Source organism: Pseudomonas sp. 203-8 (assembly GCF_020708595.1).
GTDB classification, from domain to species: Bacteria; Pseudomonadota; Gammaproteobacteria; order Pseudomonadales; family Pseudomonadaceae; genus Pseudomonas; species Pseudomonas aeruginosa.
In genome coordinates this window covers 280,201-298,905 of sequence record NZ_JAJFDF010000003.1, presented here as the reverse complement: position 1 = coordinate 298,905, position 18,705 = coordinate 280,201, and the positions used below count along the sequence as shown (strand labels likewise).

At 68.2% G+C, this 18,705-nt stretch carries 13 protein-coding genes; 7 read left to right on the top strand and 6 right to left on the bottom strand.

Annotation, left to right across the window (positions count from 1 at the left end):
- Positions 1–2: 2 nt before the first annotated feature.
- The 4 genes from LJF27_RS08140 to LJF27_RS30375 form a co-directional block, all read right to left on the bottom strand.
- Positions 3–1,514, bottom strand: coding sequence for an MDR family MFS transporter (locus LJF27_RS08140; protein WP_003082523.1), 1,512 nt, complete (start codon positions 1,512–1,514; stop codon positions 3–5).
- Entirely contained in the window at positions 1,504–2,655 is a 1,152-nt protein-coding gene (locus tag LJF27_RS08135) for an HlyD family secretion protein (RefSeq protein WP_003112440.1), read from the bottom strand. Before LJF27_RS08135 ends, LJF27_RS08140 begins: the two co-directional genes overlap by 11 nt.
- The gene (locus tag LJF27_RS08130; RefSeq protein ID WP_023103333.1) at positions 2,652–4,100 is read right to left on the bottom strand and encodes an efflux transporter outer membrane subunit; all 1,449 of its coding nucleotides are present in this window, start codon (positions 4,098–4,100) and stop codon (positions 2,652–2,654) included. Before LJF27_RS08130 ends, LJF27_RS08135 begins: the two co-directional genes overlap by 4 nt.
- A 108-nt stretch (positions 4,101–4,208) precedes the next feature.
- Positions 4,209–4,343 (bottom strand): hypothetical protein, encoded by a 135-nt coding sequence (locus tag LJF27_RS30375; protein WP_003162289.1) that lies wholly within the window; start codon positions 4,341–4,343, stop codon positions 4,209–4,211.
- A gap of 109 nt (positions 4,344–4,452) precedes the next feature.
- Here LJF27_RS30375 and LJF27_RS08125 point away from each other — a divergent pair, with 109 nt between their 5' ends.
- Entirely contained in the window at positions 4,453–6,225 is a 1,773-nt protein-coding gene (locus tag LJF27_RS08125; protein ID WP_003082530.1) for a S8/S53 family peptidase, read from the top strand.
- Between the two features lie 22 nt (positions 6,226–6,247).
- Here LJF27_RS08125 and LJF27_RS08120 read toward each other — a convergent pair whose 3' ends face one another.
- Positions 6,248–8,824, bottom strand: coding sequence for a PAS domain-containing protein (locus LJF27_RS08120; protein WP_023116683.1), 2,577 nt, complete (start codon positions 8,822–8,824; stop codon positions 6,248–6,250).
- A gap of 228 nt (positions 8,825–9,052) precedes the next feature.
- The gene (locus LJF27_RS08115) at positions 9,053–9,367 is read right to left on the bottom strand and encodes a LasR-specific antiactivator QslA (RefSeq protein WP_003086723.1); all 315 of its coding nucleotides are present in this window, start codon (positions 9,365–9,367) and stop codon (positions 9,053–9,055) included.
- 1,041 nt (positions 9,368–10,408) lie between these two features.
- On the opposite strand from LJF27_RS08115, the gene aprX reads away from it, so the two are divergent.
- From aprX to aprI, 6 genes are all read left to right on the top strand, one after another.
- Positions 10,409–11,653, top strand: a complete 1,245-nt coding sequence (gene aprX / locus LJF27_RS08110; RefSeq protein WP_023116682.1) for a type I secretion system-dependent protein AprX — start codon at positions 10,409–10,411, stop codon at positions 11,651–11,653.
- 86 nt (positions 11,654–11,739) lie between these two features.
- Entirely contained in the window at positions 11,740–13,521 is a 1,782-nt protein-coding gene (gene aprD / locus LJF27_RS08105; protein ID WP_003105063.1) for an alkaline protease secretion ATP-binding protein AprD, read from the top strand.
- Positions 13,518–14,816: an alkaline protease secretion protein AprE gene (aprE, locus tag LJF27_RS08100; protein ID WP_023088449.1), complete on the top strand. Its 1,299-nt coding sequence runs from the start codon at positions 13,518–13,520 to the stop codon at positions 14,814–14,816. Before aprD ends, aprE begins: the two co-directional genes overlap by 4 nt.
- 3 nt (positions 14,817–14,819) lie before the next feature.
- Positions 14,820–16,265 carry an alkaline protease secretion protein AprF gene (gene aprF / locus LJF27_RS08095; RefSeq protein WP_012614361.1) on the top strand — a complete coding sequence of 482 codons (1,446 nt, stop codon included), beginning with the start codon at positions 14,820–14,822 and terminating at the stop codon, positions 16,263–16,265.
- Positions 16,266–16,622: 357 nt separating this feature from the next.
- Positions 16,623–18,062, top strand: a complete 1,440-nt coding sequence (gene aprA / locus LJF27_RS08090; RefSeq protein WP_023116681.1) for a serralysin family metalloprotease AprA — start codon at positions 16,623–16,625, stop codon at positions 18,060–18,062.
- Between the two features lie 246 nt (positions 18,063–18,308).
- The gene (gene aprI, locus LJF27_RS08085) at positions 18,309–18,704 is read left to right on the top strand and encodes an alkaline proteinase inhibitor AprI (protein WP_003082543.1); all 396 of its coding nucleotides are present in this window, start codon (positions 18,309–18,311) and stop codon (positions 18,702–18,704) included.
- The last annotated feature ends 1 nt before the right edge of the window (position 18,705 follow it).

Here is an 18,705-nt window from a genome sequence, read left to right as displayed (position 1 = left end):
GTTCAGTCCTTCTGGCGCAGCATCAGCGAGGCCAGGGCGCAGGCCAGGAGCGCCACGCAGGAAAGGTAGAAGGCGTCGGAGTAGGCCATCAGGTAGGCCTGCTGGCGCACCCCGTGGTCGAGCAGGGCCAGCGCCTGCTGCTGCTCCGGCAGTTGTATCCGCACCTGGCCACCGCCCAGGCGCTGCTGCAGGGCGCCGTCGAAGATCGTCAGGGTCTCGCCGATCCGCTCGGAGTGGAAGCGCTCGCGCAGCGAGACCAGTTGCGTCAGCAGCGCGGTGCCGATCGCGCCGCCGAGGTTGCGCAGCATCGAGATCAGCGCCGAGGCCGAGCCGGCCTGGGCCTTGTCCAGGCCCTTCACCGCCAGTACCGAGAGCGCGACCATGATTAGCGGCTGGCCGATGCCGCGTACGACGATGGAGGGGATGATCACGTTGCGTCCCGCGTCGGCGTTCAGGTGCGCGCCCATCCAGCAGCCCAGGGCCATGATCGCGAAGCCGCCGGCCACCAGCAGCTTGGGGTTCAGCCAGCGCATCAGGCGCGGCAGCAGCGGCGCCAGGAGCAGTTGCACGAGGCCGTAGAGGATCAGGCTGTCGCCGATCTGCCGGGCGTTGAAACCCTGCAACTGGGACAGGTAGTTGGGCACCAGGAACACCAGGCCGAAGGTCGCCGCGCCGAACACCGCCATCGCCAGGCTGGACACGCCGAAGTTGTAGCTGCCCAGCAGGCGCAGGTTGATGAACGGCCGCGCGCCCCACAGTTGGCGCTGTACGAAGAGCAGCAGGGCGAGCACGGCGAGGACGGCGAAGGTGCGGATGAAGCCGGACTCGAACCAGTCGCGGCGGCCACCTTCCTCCAGCACTATCTGCAGCGCGCCGAGGCCGGCGACCATCGCGCCGATGCCGAGCCAGTCGGCCTGGCGCAGGCGTTCGCGGTCGCCGTCGCGGGGGCGGATCGACCAGGCCACCGCGGCCAGCAGGGCGATCCCCGGCAACAGTTGCAGGAGAAAGATCCAGCGCCAGGAATAGGCATCCGCCAGCCAGCCGCCGATCGACGGGCCGGCGGCCTGGGCCACGCTGTTGGAAAGGCTGAACAGCGCCATGCCGAGGGGTATCCGGCTGGACGGCAGCTCGGTGAGGATCAGTTGCATCGACAGCGGGATCAGCACCGCCCCCGAAGCCCCCTGGATCACCCGGATCAGGATCAGCGTCGACAGGTTCGGCGCCAGCGCGCAGCTCAGCGAACTGAGCAGGAACACCAGCGAGCCGAGGAGCATCACCCGGCGCAAGGAGAACACTTCCACCAGCCAGGCGGTAAGCGGGATCATGCTGATTTCCGCGACCAGATAGGCGGTGGAGATCCACGAGCCCTCCTCGAAGGTGGCTCCCAGCGCGCCTTCTATCTCCGGCAGCGCCGCGCTGGTGACGTGCACGTTCATGCCGGCCATGAAGCAGCCGAACAGGCCGCCGGTGACGGCGACCCAGGCACGCAGCGATACCTTGTCGTCAGCGCTCATCGGCGGAGGCTCCGTCCGGTTCGCGAGTGTCCACGGTGGCGATCACCGACATCCCCGGAAGCAGCCGGCCCCGCTCGGCGGCGTCGGCGTCCAGGCGGATACGCACCGGGAAGCGCTGGACGATCTTGGTGAAGTTGCCGGTGGCGTTGTCCGGCGGCAGCAGCGCGAATACCGCGCCGGAGGCCGGCGCCACGCTGTCGACGCGGCCGCGCCAGCGGCGGCCGAACGTGTCCACCTCCAGCTCTACCGGTTGCCCGGGACGGATGCGTTCGAGCTGGGTCTCCTTGTAGTTGGCCACCACGTAGGCCTGCTCCAGCGGCACCACCGCCAGCAGCGGCAGCCCCGGCGTGACGTACTGGCGCAGGCGCACCTTGCGCTGGCCGACGCGGCCGGCGAATGGGGCGCGGATTTCGGTATCGTCCAGGGCGTGGCGCGCCAGTTCGCGCGCCGCCGCGGCTTCCTGCAGCTCCGCCTGGCGCTGGGCGAGCGCCGCCTCCGCCTCGCGTCGCCGGCTCTTCAGTACGTCCTTGGCGGCGCGCTGGCGGCCTTCCTCGGCGCTTGCCCGCCGCGCCGCCGCCCGCGCTCGCTGGTGCGCCGCGTCGGCATTCTCCAGGCGCTGGCGACTGGTGGCATGCTCGTCGGCCAATTGCCGGTAGCGTCGCCAGTCGGTCTCGGCGCGGCGCCATTCGGCTCGCGCCGCTTCGCCATCGGCGCGGGCGCGGCTGATCGTCTGCGCCTGCTCCAGCAGTTGCCGATCGAGGGTCTCCAGCTTCGCGCGCTGGGCTTCCAGCGCCGCCTGCGCCGCCGCTTCGCGGGCCTCGGCGGCGCGCAGGCGCTGGCGGAAGTCGCGCGGGTCCAGGCGCAGCAGCAGGTCGCCGGCCTGGACGTCGGCGTCGTCGGCCACCAGCACCTCGGCGACGTAGCCGGAGACCTGCGCGCTGACCGCCACCCAGTCGGCGCGTACATAGGCATCGTCGGTGCCCTCCAGGAAGCGTCCGCTGCTCCACCACCAGGCCAGCAGGGCGGCGAGCGCGATGGCGCCGGCGAGGCCGCCCAGCAGCCAGGTTCGGCGCCGGCGCGTGGCTGCTGGCATGGTTTCGCCAGTGGTGTGTTCGATGGGTTCCCTGATTGCCTGGTTCATTGTCCGTTTTCCTGATGGGAGGGGCTGGGAGCGGCTTGCCAGCCGCCGCCGAGAGCCCGGAACAGTTCGACCTGGCGCTCGGCGACGCGCATCTCGGCGTCGACCAGGCGCGCCCGGTCGGCGACCAGGCTGCGTTGGCTGTCGAGCAGCTCGAGGGCATCGAGGGCGCCGGCGCGATAGTTGCTGCGCGCCAACCGGTAGGCGTGGCGCTGCTCGTCGAGGGCACGCTGGAGGTCGGCACGCCGCTGGCGCTCGCCGGCATACAGCGCCAGGGCACGCTCGACCTCGCGCAGGGCGCCGAGCACCGCTCCGTCGAAGCGCGCCAGGGCGGCGTCGCGCTCTGCCGCTGCGCTGTCCAGGCGGCCTCGCGCGCTTTCCCGGTTGGGGAAGCGCCAGCTCAGCAGCGGGCCGGCCGCGTAGGCCAGCGCGCCGCTGCCGCCGAGGCCGGCGAGGGTCACTGCGGAGGTCTCGGCGCCGACGGCGAAGCTGATGCGCGGGTACAGCTCGGCTTCGGCCAGCGCGCGCCGGGCGTCGGCGGCGGCGAGCCGGCGCTCGGCCGCGCGGACGTCCGGGCGGCGCGCCAGCAGGCTCCAGCCGTCGCCGGTGGGCAGGGCACGGCGCAGTTGCGGTATGCCGGCGCAGGTCGCGGCAGGAGCGTCCAACTGGCGCGGCGAGCGCCCGCTGAGCAGCGCCAGTTCGTAGAGTGCCGCGCGCCGCCGCGCCTCGAGCATCGGCAGCGCGGCGCGGGTCCGCTCGCGCAAGGCCAGCAGCCGGCGTCGCTGCAGCTCGCTGGAAAGGCCGGCGGCGAGCTGGCGTTCGCTCAGCGCCAGGCTCGCGTCGAGCAGGCCGACCGATCGGCGTTGCACCTCTGCCCGTCGCGCCAGGGCGCAGGCGCGGACGTAGGCGAGGGTGGTCTGGCTGGCCACGCTGACCCTGAGCAGGTCGCGCGCCGCTTGCGCCGCTTCGGCATCCGCCTTCGCCGCGGCGATGCGGGCGCGGACTTCGCCCCACAGGTCCAACTGGTAGGACAGGTCGAGGCGGACGGTGTGTTTCCACTGGCTGCGTACGTCCTCGTCGGTGGCTTCGGCGAGGGTCTGGTCGTCGCCGTCGCGCCCATACTGGTAGCCATAGCCGACCTCGGTCCGTGGCCAGCGTTCGCCCTGTGCGCCGCGCAGATGGCCGAGGAGCGCGCGGGCATGGGCATCGGCCGCCGCCAGGTCGCGGTTGTGGCGCAGCGCGGCGGCCACCAGGCGGTTCAGCCCAGGGTCCTGATAGAGCGTCCACCACTGGGCGGGCAGCGCGTCGCCGCGGGTTCCCGCCACCCTCGACAGGCCAGGGTCGAGGCTTTCCGCGCGTGGCGCGGGTTGGTTGCGGTTCGCGCAGCCCAGCGCGGTGGAGATCCCCAGCGCCAGCGCCACGCAACGCAGATGACTGGCAAGCGGCATTGCCCTGCTCCCGTGTCTGAAAGAGCGGGGAACGGTAAGGCAGGCGCGGGCGGCCTGCGCCGGCAAAAGCGCCAGTCATCGTCGCGAAATGGACAGTCGGCGGATTTTTCAGCGTTGTCGCATCAGGTACGGGCCGCAGCCCAGGGCCAGCAGCCCGGCCGGGATGGCCAGCAGGGAGATGCGGGCGATCTGCCGGGAGTAGCGGTTCACCCCGCCTTCGACGAGGCGCAGGCGCTGGAACAACTGGTGGGCTAGCCTGCGCCTTGGCGTGGCCGGGGGCCCGCCTTCAACCTGAACGAAGCGTTTCGCCAGGTGGTCGGAACAACAGGTCCCCGTTCCGGAAGCCGAGTCCATGCCGCTGCGCCGTGCCGTTTTCGCCATCCTTTTCGCGTCCCTGGGCAGTCCTTTGGTAGCCGCCGAAACACCCCTGCGCCTGGAGCGCCTGGAGCGCTGCGGCGATCTCCTGGCCAGCGAGCGGCAGGAGTGGTGCCTGCGCGTGCGCGGCCTGGGCTCCGGCCTGCCGCGCCTGTTGCTGGACGGCCGCGAACTGCCGGCCACCGCCCTGCGGCGCGAGGGCGACGGCCTGCGGCTCCGCCTGGACCGCCGTGGCCACGCCAGCGGTCCGCTTTGGCTGGAGCAGGGCGGGCGCAGCAGCAATCCGGTATGGCTGACCCTGAACGGCAGCCATGTGCTCGCCGCCGGTCCCGACGAGGTGGCGAAGAACATGGATGGCCTGACCACCTACGTCGACCTGGTCAGCCTGTTGATCGAGGAGAACCACGACGGTCGCCGGGAGGCCGAACGCCTGGCCGATAAATATGGCGCGCGGGTGGTCGGCGCGATCCCGCCGTTGAACCTCTACCAGTTGCGCCTGCCGGCGCGCGACCTCGTCCAGCGCGACGCGCTGGTCCTCCGCATCGGCAGCGAGACCAGCGTGGACGCCGTGGTGGTGGAGGAGTCCGCGCCGGAGAAGGGCGAGGAAACCGAGGCGGCGCGCCGGCCCGTGGACAAGCCGGACAGCGACTCCGACGAGTGGGCGGCCAATCGTTTCATGGACGCGGTGAACTATTACCAGCGTCGGGTCCGCGCCCGCCAGGCGCCGCTGGAGACCCGCCCGGTGCGCATCGGGGTGATCGAGCGCGACGTCGACTTCGACGCTCCCGACTTCGCCGACTACCTCGGCCCCTGCAAGGCGCCCGCACCGCGTACCTGCCTCTACGCGCGCGATGCCGAACGTCCCGACAACCACGGTTCGACGGTCGCCGGCATCCTCGCCGCGCGCTGGGACCAGGGCGGCAACAGTGGTTTCCTGCGTGGGTTGGACCGCGCCAGCCAGGGTTTCGAAGTGATCGTCGAGCGCAATTCGGATGCTGGCATCACGGCCAACGTCGCCGCCTCGGTGAACCTGGTGGAGGATGGCGTGCGGGTGCTCAACTGGAGCTGGGGCATCCACCGCGTCGGCGCTCGCGACGTCGATGGCGACGAGGTGGATTCGCTGGTGCGCTCGGGGATCGCCATGAGCGGCTACGAGGAGTTGCTCGAGGAGTTCTTCCTCTGGCTGCGCAAGGAGCATCCGGACGTGCTGGTGGTCAACTCCGCCGGCAACGGCTCGTCCTACTCCGGTACCGACGAATACCGCCTGCCGTCCTCCTTCGTTACCGAGCAGTTGCTGGTGGTGGGCGGCCACCAGCGCAGCGAGCGCCAAGGCCTGGCGGTGGACGACCCGGCCTACGCGGTCAAGCGCAGCACCTCGAACGTCGACATGCGGGTGGATGTCACCGCCGCCGCCTGTACCCATGCCTCGACCCTGGAGCGGGACGCGCGGGGCGAGGTGCACTGCGGCACCTCCTATGCCACGCCGATGGTCGCCGGCACGGTCGCCGCCATGCTTTCCCTCAACCCGCGGCTGCGACCCGAGGAGATCCGCATGCTGCTCCGGCGCAGCGCCATGACCATCGGCGGCGACTACGATTTCGAGCCGGCCGATGCCGAGGACCTCACCGCACCGATCCTGCCCTCGGAGCGCGGCTACCGCCTGGACCACCGCGACGTCGGCCGCTCGGCGCGGCTGGACATGCAGAAAGCCCTGGACCTGGCGGTGAAGAGCCGCGAGCGCGTGCGCTGAGGCGTTCCGCCGTCCCGGGGCCTCACGGCGAGGCTTCCAGCAGCCGGGCGAGGCGTTCGGCGAGTTCGTTGTGGCGGAACGGCTTGGTCAACACCTCGAAGCCGTTGAGTTGCTCGGGCCTGAGGTTGGCGTAGCCGGTGATGACCAGCACCGGCAATTGCGGGAAGCGCTGGCGCAGTTCCTCGGCAAGCTGCACGCCGGTCTTGTCGGCCATGAGATGGTCGGTGACCAGCAGGTCGGGCGCCAGGCCGCGCTCGACCTCGCCCAGGGCTTCCTCCGCCGACGCCGCCTCGCTGACCTGGTAGCCGAGATCGCCGAGCAGCAGCGCGGTGGTGTAGCGCACCATCCTGTCGTCGTCGACCAGCAGCACGTGGGTCGGCCGCGACGCCTCCGGTGCGTCCGGGCAGCTTTCTGCGGTGGATTGCGTCTGCTCCGCGGTGATCGGCAGCCAGATGCTCACCCGGGTCCCCTTGCCGATCTCCGAGTGGATTCCCAGGCCGCCGCCGGACTGGGCGACCAGGCCCTGGACCATCGACAGGCCGAGGCCGGTGCCCTTGCCCACGCCCTTGGTGGAAAAGAACGGTTCCATGCAGCGGGCCAGCACCTCGGCGGGCATGCCTCCGCCGTTGTCGGCGACTTCCAGGCACACGTAGCGGCCGGCGCCGAGACCGTCCACCGCGCCGTCGATCACCAGGTCGGTCCGCGCGCCTATTTCCAGGCGGCCGCCTTCGCCCATGGCGTCGCGGGCGTTCACCGCGAGGTTGAGGATGGCCAGTTCGAACTGGTGCGGATCCACCACCACCGCAGGCAGGCGTTCCGGGATCTCGATGCGGACCTCGATGGTCGGGCCGAGCGAGCGCTCGATCAGGTCGTGCATGCCTTCGACCAGCTCGCGCAGGGCCACCGCCTGCGGCTTGAGGGTTTGCCGGCGGGCGAAGGTGAGCAGGCGACCGACGAGGTTCCGCGCCCGTTCGGCGGACTGTAGCGCGCCGTCGATGAGGTCGGTGGAGCGGGCGTCGTCGAGCCGCCGGCGGATCAGTTCCAGCGAGGCCATGATCGGCGTCAGCAGGTTGTTGAAGTCATGGGCGATGCCGCCGGTCAACTGGCCGACCATCTCCATCTTGCGTGCCTCGTGAAGCTGCGCCAGGGCGCTTTCGCGCTGGGCGAGCATGGTCGCGACACGTTCTTCCAGGCTTTCGTTGAGTTCGCGCAGCTCGTTCTCGGCGCGTACCCGCGCGCTGATGTCCATGCACACGCAGAGCAGGCCGCTGGCGGCATGCTGCTCGTCCACCAGCGGCGTGACCTGGTTCTGCACCCACACCGTATCGCCGTCGGGGCGAACGTAGCGGCCGCTCATCTCGAACGCCGCGCCGGTCGCTCCGCCTGGCGCCGCAGGGAGGGCGAAGTCGGCGGGGTCGAGGATGTCCTGCATGCGCAGGCCGAGCAGGGTCTCGCGCGAACGGCCGGCGATCTCGCAGTAGCGATCGTTGACCCGGGTGAAGCGCCAGTTCCGGTCGCATACCGCGATGCCCGCGCTGGCCTGGTCGAACATCGCCGCCAGTTGCGCGGAACTGGTGCGCAGCGCCAGCTCCGCGCGGGCATGGGTGAGCGAGGTCCAGGCCAGCTTGGCGGCTTCCTCCGCCAGGCGGCGCGAATCTTCGCCGAGCGCCTGCGGATGGGCGAAGTGGATCGCCAGCAGCGCCTCCAGCCGGCCGTGGCGCAGCACCGGGACGTGCAGCGTGGCGCCCAGCCCCAGGCGCGCGCGGCTCGCCGCCTCGTCGAGACTCATGCCGCGCTCCCCGGCGAGGTCTTCCCGCGCCACGCTGCGTCCGGCATGCAGTTCGCCGGACAGGGTGGCGCCGAACGACAGGTAGCGATGCCGACCGACCGCCGAGCGGCCGTCGTGGAGATAGTCGCGATGGACCTGGAAGGTCATGCCGTCGCCATTGTCCTCGCCGAAGAATATCCGCGACGCGCCCAGCTCCTCGCCGAGCCGGCGCAGGGCGGTGGCTTCGATCTCCAGGGGATCGGCCAGGGACGGCAGGGTCTGGCCCAGTTCCAGGAGGAACGCCTGGCGGCGTTCGAAACGCACCCGCTCGGTGGTCTCGGTGACGATGCACAGCACGCCGCCGACGGAACCGTCGGTTTCCCGCACCGCCGAATAGGACACGTCGAAATAGACCGTCTCGCCGCGTCCATGGCGTTCGATGTAGAAGGGCCGATCCTTTGCCGCGAAGGTTTCACCGGTCTCGTACACCCCGCGCAGCAGCGGTTCGAGGTCATCCCACAGCTCCCGCCAGTTCTCTATCGCCGGCCGGCCGAGGGCGCGCGGATGCTTGTCGCCGATGCTCGGCGCGTAGGCATCGTTGTACAGGGCGACGAATTCCGCGCCCCAGAACAGCACGATCTGCGCCTTGGCCGGCAGCAGCGTGGCCATCGTCGTCTTCAGGCTCGCCGACCAGGCGTCCGGCGGGCCGAGGGGCGAACTGGCCGCGTCGAGGCTGAGCAACAGTTTCCCGACCGCTCCTCCGTTGGCCAGGAAGGCCGGTGGATGGTCGAGGGTGTTCGGGTCCGGTTCGATGGTGAAAGGCTGTGCCATGTCTGCGGAGTCTTGCTCGGTTCCGGTTGAGGTGGTGGGTCGTATGGAACATAGGAGGGCGGTGGGTGCGCTTGCGTTCAATCCGGCTGGGCGGGATGGCGCACGGGGGCGCTCGACCGTTACCGCGAGGCGGAGCCTGGCGACGATTTCGTACGCGGTGCCCGAGACCGCGATGGAGACCTGACGTCGGGGCGAACGACGCCACCGGCGTCATTCGCCATGGCCGGGTCAACCGGAACGTCGAGCGGCTACCAGGCGCTGCTGCAGGCGCGTCAGGAAGGCCACTTCGAAGGCGGTCTTCTGCATCGGTGTGGGCAGGCTGTCGCGGCCGAAGGCGAAGGCGGTCCAGAGCTGGCCTTCGATCTGGTCGGCAAGCCAGTTCTCGGCCTGGCGGACGCCCTTGTCGATGGCGGGCTGGGCGGGAACCGGCCAGAGCAGGGAGAGACCGGGTTGCCGGTCGGCGGGGGGAATCTCGACCATCAGGTCCTTGTAGCGTTCGATGATTGCGTCGACGTGGGTCTTTTCCTTTTCATCCTTCGTCATGCTGGGTACTCCGTTTCTGAGAGTCACATGACCTGCCGCCTTCGCTGTCAATCGATGGAGGCAGGATCGCGCAGGGTTGACAGACCGGGAAACGGAACCGGCAGACCACGAGGGTCTCCCCACGCGATCCGCCATGAAGGCCCGCAGTTGGAAAACTGCGGTCGAGCCGATGCCTGCAAAAGCATTCGCTGCTTTCGCATGCACCGCTCGGCGCATCGCGCCGTCTCTTCGGGCTGTCAAACCCGGTCACGGATTTGGCCGTGACGGGCGCAGGATAGGGGCAGGCAAGGCGGGGAGCAAGGGCGGGAACGGGTGACGGCAGAGGCTATCGGCAGGCAAGGCGTTGGCTGAAGCGATTCATTGAAATAACCCGGCCTTGGAGCGCGCCGTTAATCATCGTTTACCAGGAGAAAACAATCCGCCTGGACTGTTCGATTCAATATTTTGTGATGCGCTTCACGTAATAAGAGTATTCCTTATGAGCCACGCAAAAGTGTCATTCGCTTCTTCGAAGAGGGCGCTGCCGAAGTTGCACGCTAGTTGGGCACGCCGCGAGGGCGGCTCGGCACTTTGGTGCATAAGGATATAACCCTTTCTTCATTTCTGATTTTCGTCAGAGTTCGTACCGGGGCGACCGTCCGTCATTCGATATTAATTAAAAGCGTCAATAATCCGTTTAGGAATCAGGGGCTTGGAAATCCACCTGGCAGAACTGACAGGCCGGTATGCCCAACCAAAGTATTGAACTGATTTAAGTGGTGGTACAAATTTGCCTTACCCATGTTAGTCCTACTTAACAGGCGAAGCGGTGGAGAGCGCTCTGTTGCGGGCTGCTCGGGATTAAATGGGTTTCGCCCTCGGGGGGCTCCTGTCTTCCAATAAAAACAAGTTGTCGCCAGGCCTGATGAACTTTCAGGTACCCGCGTTCCGTTTTCTCGCGGAACTCACTGACTGCGCTTAACCGCGTGACCGGTTCGGTCGGTAAACAGCGACCTGCGCCGGAAACGCGATAACCGAGACAACTCAATCGAGGAACAGAAGATGGGATTATTCAATGCAGCCGCGAACCTGTTCGGCCAGGTCTACGAGCGCGCGACGCAGGTGGCCGCCACCGCCGTCACGGCGGTGGCGGACGTGGCCAGGACATTGGTGGGCTCCACCGTCGACGCCGTGGAGCAGCAGGTGCACGAAGCGCTGACATCGGTGCATGACGCCGTTGCCAGCGTGGAGCAGACGCTGGAGGGTACGGTCGGCGCGGTGGCCGGCACGCTCGGCGAGATCGCCGGCGACGCCCTCGACACCGTAGGCTCCGCGGTCGGCACGCTGGGCGGGCTGGCCGGCAACTCGCTGGCGATCGCCGACGACTTGTTGCACGGGCGCGTCGAGCCGGAGGATTACCTGAAGCTGGTCGGTGACCTGGGGCAGGGCGTCGGTGCCACCGTCGGCCATGCCTGGGAATTCGGCAGCGACAGCCTGAAGGCCGCCAACGATCTCTACCACGCCGCCTACCAGGGTGGCTCGCTAAGCCTCGGCAATAGCGACGGCCTGCTCGGGGTCAATGTGATCGGCTCGCTGCTCGGCGGCAATCACGACCAGGGCGTGATTCCCGATAGCCGCGGCATCCTCGGCCCGCTGCCGATCAACGTCTCCTTCACCGAGCAAGGCCTGACCTTCGGCGGCGAGACGCCGCTGACTCCGCTGGTCACCGCAGCCCTGGCGCTGAATCCGATCACCGCGCCGCTGGTGCCGGTGCTGGCGCCGCTCAACCTCGGCGGCCTGGGAGTGGTCGGCTCGGTCGACAAGGAAGGCTTCAGCGCCAAGTTCTACGGTATCGCCGGACCCAGCTACAACCTCGGCGTGGCCAATCTCGGCGGCACCCTGGAGCTGGGTAGCTACAACGAGGTCAAGCTGCTGAGCTGGAACGAGGTGACCCTCAAGGACCTGCCCATCGTCGGCGGCATCCTCGGCTACGTGCCGGTGGTCAAGGACATCGGTGTCTCGCTGCCGACGCTGGACCTGCACTTCGACAGCAAGCTGTATGCGCAAACGATTGCCGGTGTCGATGTCACCGGGGTCGGGCCGAAGGGCCAGATCGAGCTGGTGCATGACCTCGACAATGACCTGTCGATCGTCGCCGGTATCGCCGGGGATACCGCGCACAGCGCACTGGACGGGGCCGGCAAGGTGCTCGCGGCGCTGCTCGGCCACGGCGGCGAAGCGGCGCCGCCGACAATCCAGCTGATCGGCGCCGACCCGGCGCCGGAGCATCAGGCCCTGGCCGCCTGACGGCGAGGGAACGCCCGGCACAGGGAGGTGCCATCCGGGCTCATTCGGGATTCCAGCGGCAGTCGTGGCAGAAGTGAGCGCGCTCGATGGCAAGGCTCGGTTCCAGCGTTACCAACGAAATCAAACAGGCCCTGGCGGCCAGCCGCGGCGCATTGCGCAGCGTGGCGGCGTTCTCCGGGGTGATCAACCTGCTGATGCTGGTGCCCTCGCTGTACATGCTGCAGGTGTACGACCGCGTGCTGTCCTCGGCCAACGAAGTCACCCTGTTGATGCTGACCCTGATGGCGCTTGGCGTGTTCGTCTTCATGGGCGCGCTGGAGGCGCTGCGCAGCTTCGTCCTGGTGCGGGTCAGCGAACGCTTCGACGGCCAGTTGCACGGGCGGATCTACGCCGCCGCCTTCGAACGCAACCTGCGCGCCGGCGGCCAGGAGGCCAGCCAGGCGCTGCACGACCTGACCACCCTGCGCCAGTTCATCACCGGCCAGGCGCTGTTCGCCTTCTTCGACGCACCCTGGTTCCCGGTCTACCTGCTGGTGATCTTCCTCTTCGACCCCTGGCTCGGCCTGCTCTCGCTGGTCGGCGCGCTGGCCCTGATGGCCCTCGCCTGGTTCAACGAACGCGCCACCCGTGCGCCGCTGGCCAAGGCCGGCGAGTTGTCGATCAAGTCCGGCCAACTGGCCAGCAACAACCTGCGCAACGCCGAGGTGATCGAGGCGATGGGCATGCTCGGCAGCATGCGCGGGCGCTGGGAACGGCTGCACCAGGCGTTCCTCGACCAGCAGAGCCTGGCCAGCGAGCGCGCGGCGCGGATCAACGCGCTGAGCAAATACCTGCGCATCGCCCTGCAATCCCTGGTGCTCGGCCTCGGCGCCTGGCTGGCGGTGGAGGGACGCATCACCCCGGGGATGATGATCGCCGGCTCGATCCTGATGGGCCGTGCGCTGGGGCCCATCGACCAACTGATCGGCGTGTGGAAGCAGTGGGGCGCGGCGCGCGATGCCTATCGCCGGCTGAGCGGCCTGCTCGACGAATTCCCCGCCCGCGAGCGGCGCATGGAATTGCCCGAGCCGCGTGGCCACCTGCTGCTGGAATCGCTGGACGCGGCGCCGCCCGGCAGCGAGGCGCGCACCCTGCGTGGCCTGACCCTGGCGATCCCGGCCGGCTCGGTGGTCGGCGTGATCGGTCCGTCCGGCTCCGGCAAGTCGAGCCTGGCGCGGGTAGTGCTGGGCATCTGGCCGACCCTGCACGGCAGCGTGCGCCTGGACGGCGCCGAGATCCGCCAGTACGAGCGCGAGACCCTCGGCCCGCGCATCGGCTACCTGCCGCAGGACATCGAACTGTTCGCCGGCACGGTGGCGGAAAACATCGCCCGCTTCGGCGAGGTGCAGGCCGACAAGGTGGTGGAGGCGGCGCGCCTGGCCGGGGTCCATGAACTGGTCCTGCGCCTGCCGCAGGGCTACGACACCGTGCTCGGCGTCGGCGGCGCCGGGCTTTCCGGCGGCCAGCGCCAGCGCATCGCCCTGGCCCGGGCGCTGTACGGCGCGCCGACCCTGGTGGTGCTCGACGAACCCAACTCGAACCTCGACGACAGCGGCGAGCAGGCGCTGCTGGCGGCGATCCAGGCGCTCAAGGCGCGTAGCTGCACGGTGCTGCTGATCACTCACCGGGCCGGCGTGCTGGGTTGCGCCGACCGCCTGCTGGCGCTGAACGCCGGCCAGTTGCACCTGTACGGCGAGCGCGACCAGGTGCTCGCCGCCTTGAACAACCAGCGCGCCGCGTCGGCGTCGCAGCAGCGCGCGGACTACCGGGTGGCCGGCTACGGCGCGCCGCAGGTGGTGGCCGCGCCGCGCCAGGGAGGTGTGGAATGACCCGCACGGTGAAACGCGACGAGAACGCCTATGCGCGACTGGGCTGGCTGCTGGTCCTGTTCGGCTTCGGCGGCGCGCTGCTCTGGGCCGCCTTCGCGCCGCTCGACCAGGGCGTGGCGGTGCCGGCCACGGTGATCATCTCCGGCCAGCGCAAGTCGGTGCAGCATCCGCTGGGCGGGGTGGTCAAGCACATCCTGGTGCGCGACGGCCAGCATGTGGTGGCGGGCGAGCCGCTGATCCGCATGGAGCCGACCCAGGCCCGGGCCAACGTCGATTCGCTGCTCAACCGGTACGCCAACGCGCGGCTCAACCAGGCGCGCCTGCAGGCCGAATACGACGGCCGGCGGACCCTGGAGATGCCCGCGGGGCTGGCCGAGCAGGCCCCGCTGCCGACCCTCGGCGAGCGCCTGGAGTTGCAGCGGCAGTTGCTGCACAGCCGCCAGACCGCGCTGGCCAACGAACTCTCCGCATTGCGGGCGAACATCGAGGGGCTGCGCTCCCAGCTCGAAGGGTTGCGCCAGACCGAGGGCAACCAGCGCCTGCAACAACGCCTGTTGAACAGCCAGTTGAGCGGTGCGCGCGACCTCGCCGAGGAAGGCTACATGCCGCGCAACCAGTTGCTCGAACAGGAGCGCCAACTGGCCGAGGTGAACGCCCGGCTATCGGAGAGCAGCGGTCGCTTCGGGCAGATCCGCCAGAGCATCGCCGAGGCGCAGATGCGCATCGCCCAACGCGAGGAGGAGTACCGCAAGGAAGTCAACGGGCAACTGGCGGAAACCCAGGTCAATGCGCGGACGCTCTGGGAGGAGCTGTCCTCGGCGCGCTACGAACTGCGCCACGCCGAGATCCGCGCGCCGGTCAGCGGCTACGTGGCCGGCTTGAAGGTGTTCACCGATGGCGGGGTGATCGGCCCCGGCGAATTGCTGATGTACATCGTGCCCAACAGCGACAGCCTGGAAGTGGAGGGCCAGCTCGCGGTGAACCTGGTCGACCGGATCCACAGCGGGCTGCCGGTGGAGATGCTGTTCACCGCCTTCAACCAGAGCAAGACTCCGCGGGTCACCGGCGAGGTGACCATGGTCAGCGCCGACCGCCTGCTCGACGAGCAGAACAAGCAGCCCTACTACGCGCTGCGCGCCCAGGTCGACGCGGCCGCGATGGGTAAGCTGAAGGGCCTGCAGATCCGCCCGGGGATGGCGGTGCAGGTGTTCGTCCGCACCGGCGAGCGCTCGCTGCTCAATTACCTGTTCAAGCCCCTGTTCGACCGCGCCCACGTGGCGCTGGCGGAGAACTGACCGATGACCATGCGCCGCCTGATGACCTGGCTGTTCGGCGCCTTCCTGTTGCTGCTGCGCGAGGACGCCTTCGCCCTCGGCCTGCTGGACGGCTATCACCTGGCCCTGGAGAACGACCCGCAGTTCCAGGCCGCGATCCAGGAGCACGAGGCCGGCAGGCAATACCGTGCGCTCGGCCGCGCGGCGCTGCTGCCGCGCCTGGTGTACAGCTACAACCGTGGGCGCAGCTGGTCCGATGTGACCCAGACCACCACCCGCGGCGATTTCAAGGAAGACCGCGACTACGACAGCTACGTCTCCACCCTCAGCCTGCAACAGCCGTTGTTCGACTACGAGGCCTTCAGCCGCTACCGCAAGGGCGTGGCCCAGGCGCTGCTGTCCGACGAGCGCTTCCGCAGCCAGAGCCAGGAACTGCTGGTCCGGGTCCTGGAAGCCTATACCGGCGCGCTGCTGGCCCAGGACCAGATCGAACTGGCGCGGGCGCAGAAACGCTCCTACCGCGAGCAGTTCCAGCTCAACCAGCGCCAGTTCGAGCGCGGCAACGGCACCCGCACCGACACCCTGGAGACCCAGGCCCGCTTCAACCTGGCCCAGGCCCAGGAAATCGAGGCGCGGGACAGCCAGGATGCCGCCCTGCGCGAGCTGGAGCGGCTGGTCGGGGCGCCGCTGGAGATCGCCGACCTGGCGCCGCTCGGCGAACGCTTCCAGGTGCGCCCGCTGAGCCCCGCCAGCTACACCGCCTGGCGCGACCTGGCGCTGGCCGAGAATCCCGAGCTGGCCTCGCTGCGCCACGCGGTGGACGTGGCCCGCTACGAGGTCGAGCAGAACCGCGCCGACTTCCTGCCGCGCCTGGGCCTGTACGCCAGCACCGGCAAGTCCAAGTCCGGTTCGGAGAACACCTACAACCAGCGCTACGAGACCGACAGCGTCGGCATCCAGTTGAGCGTTCCGCTGTTCTCCGGCGGCGAGACCCTGGCGGCGACGCGCCAGGCCACGCATCGCATGGAGAAGAGCCATTACGACCTGGACGACAAGGTCCGCGAGACCCTCAACCAGGTGCGCAAGATGTACAACCAGAGCAGCAGCAGCGCGGCGAAGATCCGCGCCTACGAGATGACCGTGGATTCGGCGCGGACGCTGGTGATGGCCACGCGCAAGAGCATCGCCGCCGGGGTGCGGGTCAACCTCGACCTGCTGAACGCCGAGCAGGCGCTGTACAGCGCGATGAACGAGCTGTCCAAGGCCAAGTACGACTACCTCACGGCCTGGGCACGCCTGCGTTTCTACGCCGGGGTGCTGGACGAAGCCGACCTGGAACTGGTGGCGGCGAACTTCGTTTCCGGCGAGACGCCGGCGCGCCGCCGCGACTGCGCGACGACGGATTGCCCGGCGCCGCTGCACACCCTGTCGAAGACCGATACGGAGGAAAACCGGGGCGCGCTCAATTGAGACCGCGAAGGACGTGCAGGCAATTGTTCGCCTGGCGTGAAGTCGATGTCCCGGGCGGGTCGACAGAGGTCGAACAATACGCATGGAATTGTTTTTTCAATAAGGCGCTATTTATATGAAACGGTTTTTATAATATTCCAGTGTCTTCGGTAGTTTATCTTTCCTGCATGATTTCATATATGCGGAATTCGTTCGTGCATATGCTTTAAGTGCAGCTTAATTTTTTCGTGAAACCTGTGGACATTGGAAAATGAGCTGTGTCAGTTTGGACTTCGGCCTGATCTGGCCGATAACTGCAATTATCCATCCGATAATTGTATCCGAGTTATTTCCTTTACAACTTAAAGGGATATGACAATGTCCAGCAATTCTCTTGCATTGAAAGGTCGTAGCGATGCGTATACCCAGGTAGACAACTTCCTGCATGCCTATGCGCGGGGCGGGGACGAATTGGTCAATGGCCATCCGTCCTATACCGTCGACCAGGCGGCGGAGCAGATCCTCCGCGAACAGGCGTCTTGGCAGAAAGCGCCGGGCGACTCGGTGCTGACCCTGTCCTATTCGTTCCTGACCAAGCCGAACGACTTCTTCAATACGCCGTGGAAGTATGTCAGCGATATCTACTCGCTGGGCAAGTTCAGCGCCTTCTCCGCGCAGCAGCAGGCCCAGGCCAAGTTGTCGCTGCAATCCTGGGCGGACGTCACCAAGATCCACTTCGTCGACGCCGGCCAGGGCGATCAGGGCGACCTGACCTTCGGCAACTTCAGCAGTAGTGTCGGCGGTGCGGCGTTCGCCTTCCTGCCGGATGTACCGGATGCGCTCAAGGGGCAATCCTGGTACCTGATCAACAGCAGCTACAGCGCCAACGTCAATCCGGCCAACGGCAACTACGGACGCCAGACGCTGACCCACGAGATCGGCCATACCCTGGGCCTGAGCCACCCCGGCGACTACAACGCCGGCGAGGGCGATCCCACCTACGCCGACGCTACCTACGCCGAGGACACCCGCGCCTATTCGGTGATGAGCTACTGGGAAGAGCAGAACACCGGCCAGGACTTCAAGGGCGCCTATTCCTCGGCACCGCTGCTGGACGACATCGCGGCGATCCAGAAGCTCTACGGGGCCAACCTGACCACCCGCACCGGCGACACGGTGTACGGCTTCAACTCCAACACCGAGCGCGACTTCTACAGCGCCACCTCGTCCAGTTCCAAGCTGGTGTTCTCGGTGTGGGACGCCGGCGGCAACGACACCCTGGACTTCTCCGGCTTCAGCCAGAACCAGAAGATCAACCTCAACGAGAAGGCGCTGTCCGATGTCGGCGGGTTGAAGGGCAATGTGTCGATCGCTGCCGGGGTCACCGTGGAAAACGCCATCGGCGGCTCGGGTAGCGACCTGTTGATCGGCAACGACGTGGCCAACGTGCTCAAGGGCGGCGCCGGCAACGACATCCTCTACGGCGGCCTCGGCGCGGACCAGCTGTGGGGTGGCGCGGGAGCCGACACCTTCGTCTACGGCGATATCGCCGAGTCCTCCGCGGCGGCGCCGGATACCCTGCGCGACTTCGTCAGCGGCCAGGACAAGATCGACCTGTCCGGGCTGGACGCCTTCGTCAACGGCGGGCTGGTGCTGCAATACGTCGACGCCTTCGCCGGCAAGGCCGGCCAGGCGATCCTGTCCTACGACGCGGCGAGCAAGGCCGGCAGCCTGGCGATCGACTTCAGCGGGGACGCCCATGCCGATTTCGCGATCAATCTGATCGGCCAGGCGACCCAGGCCGACATCGTCGTCTGACGCGCTGACACGGGCGCGGTTCGGTGCGGCGGTACGAACCGCGGCCCTTTGGCCGGCCGGGCACTGTTCGAATTGATAGGTGTCTTCCACAGGAGCGAAGTTGTGAACTGTGGCGCGCCCGTGGGCCTGCGACCCGGCGGACGAACGGAGGTCCGCGGCGCCTGGCGCGCGCTGGCGTTCGAAGCGAGGATGGCGGGCGGCGTTCGCCGTGTTATCCGATGTTCCAGGCTTGAAGGAGATCTCTCGATGTCGGCAAGCGCGAAGCTCTCCAGGATGGTTTGCTTGCTCTGCGGTTTTTTCAGCACAGGTATCAGTATGGCCAGCAGTCTGATTCTTCTCAGCGCTTCCGATCTCGCCGGGCAATGGACCCTGCAGCAGGACGAGGCGCCCGCGATCTGCCACCTGGAGCTGCGCGACAGCGAAGTGGCGGAAGCCAGTGGCTACGACCTGGGCGGCGATACCGCCTGCCTCACGCGCTGGCTGCCCAGCGAGCCGCGCGCCTGGAGGCCTACCCCGGCCGGGATCGCGCTGCTCGAACGCGGCGGCCTGACCCTGATGCTCCTCGGTCGCCAGGGCGAGGGCGACTACCGGGTGCAGAAGGGCGACGGCGGGCAGTTGGTGCTGCGCCGCGCGACGCCCTAGC

Bases quoted from the DNA above. Each gene is read 5' to 3' on its own strand.
- LJF27_RS08140 (WP_003082523.1), bottom strand. From the start codon at position 1,514: ATGAGCGCTGACGACAAGGTATCGCTGCGTGCCTGGGTCGCCGTCACC.
- LJF27_RS08135 (WP_003112440.1), bottom strand. From the start codon at position 2,655: ATGAACCAGGCAATCAGGGAACCCATCGAACACACCACTGGCGAAACC.
- LJF27_RS08130 (WP_023103333.1), bottom strand. From the start codon at position 4,100: ATGCCGCTTGCCAGTCATCTGCGTTGCGTGGCGCTGGCGCTGGGGATC.
- LJF27_RS08125 (WP_003082530.1), top strand. From the start codon at position 4,453: ATGCCGCTGCGCCGTGCCGTTTTCGCCATCCTTTTCGCGTCCCTGGGC.
- LJF27_RS08120 (WP_023116683.1), bottom strand. From the start codon at position 8,824: ATGGCACAGCCTTTCACCATCGAACCGGACCCGAACACCCTCGACCAT.
- LJF27_RS08115 (WP_003086723.1), bottom strand. From the start codon at position 9,367: ATGACGAAGGATGAAAAGGAAAAGACCCACGTCGACGCAATCATCGAA.
- aprX (WP_023116682.1), top strand. From the start codon at position 10,409: ATGGGATTATTCAATGCAGCCGCGAACCTGTTCGGCCAGGTCTACGAG.
- aprD (WP_003105063.1), top strand. From the start codon at position 11,740: ATGGCAAGGCTCGGTTCCAGCGTTACCAACGAAATCAAACAGGCCCTG.
- aprE (WP_023088449.1), top strand. From the start codon at position 13,518: ATGACCCGCACGGTGAAACGCGACGAGAACGCCTATGCGCGACTGGGC.
- aprF (WP_012614361.1), top strand. From the start codon at position 14,820: ATGACCATGCGCCGCCTGATGACCTGGCTGTTCGGCGCCTTCCTGTTG.
- aprA (WP_023116681.1), top strand. From the start codon at position 16,623: ATGTCCAGCAATTCTCTTGCATTGAAAGGTCGTAGCGATGCGTATACC.
- aprI (WP_003082543.1), top strand. From the start codon at position 18,309: ATGTCGGCAAGCGCGAAGCTCTCCAGGATGGTTTGCTTGCTCTGCGGT.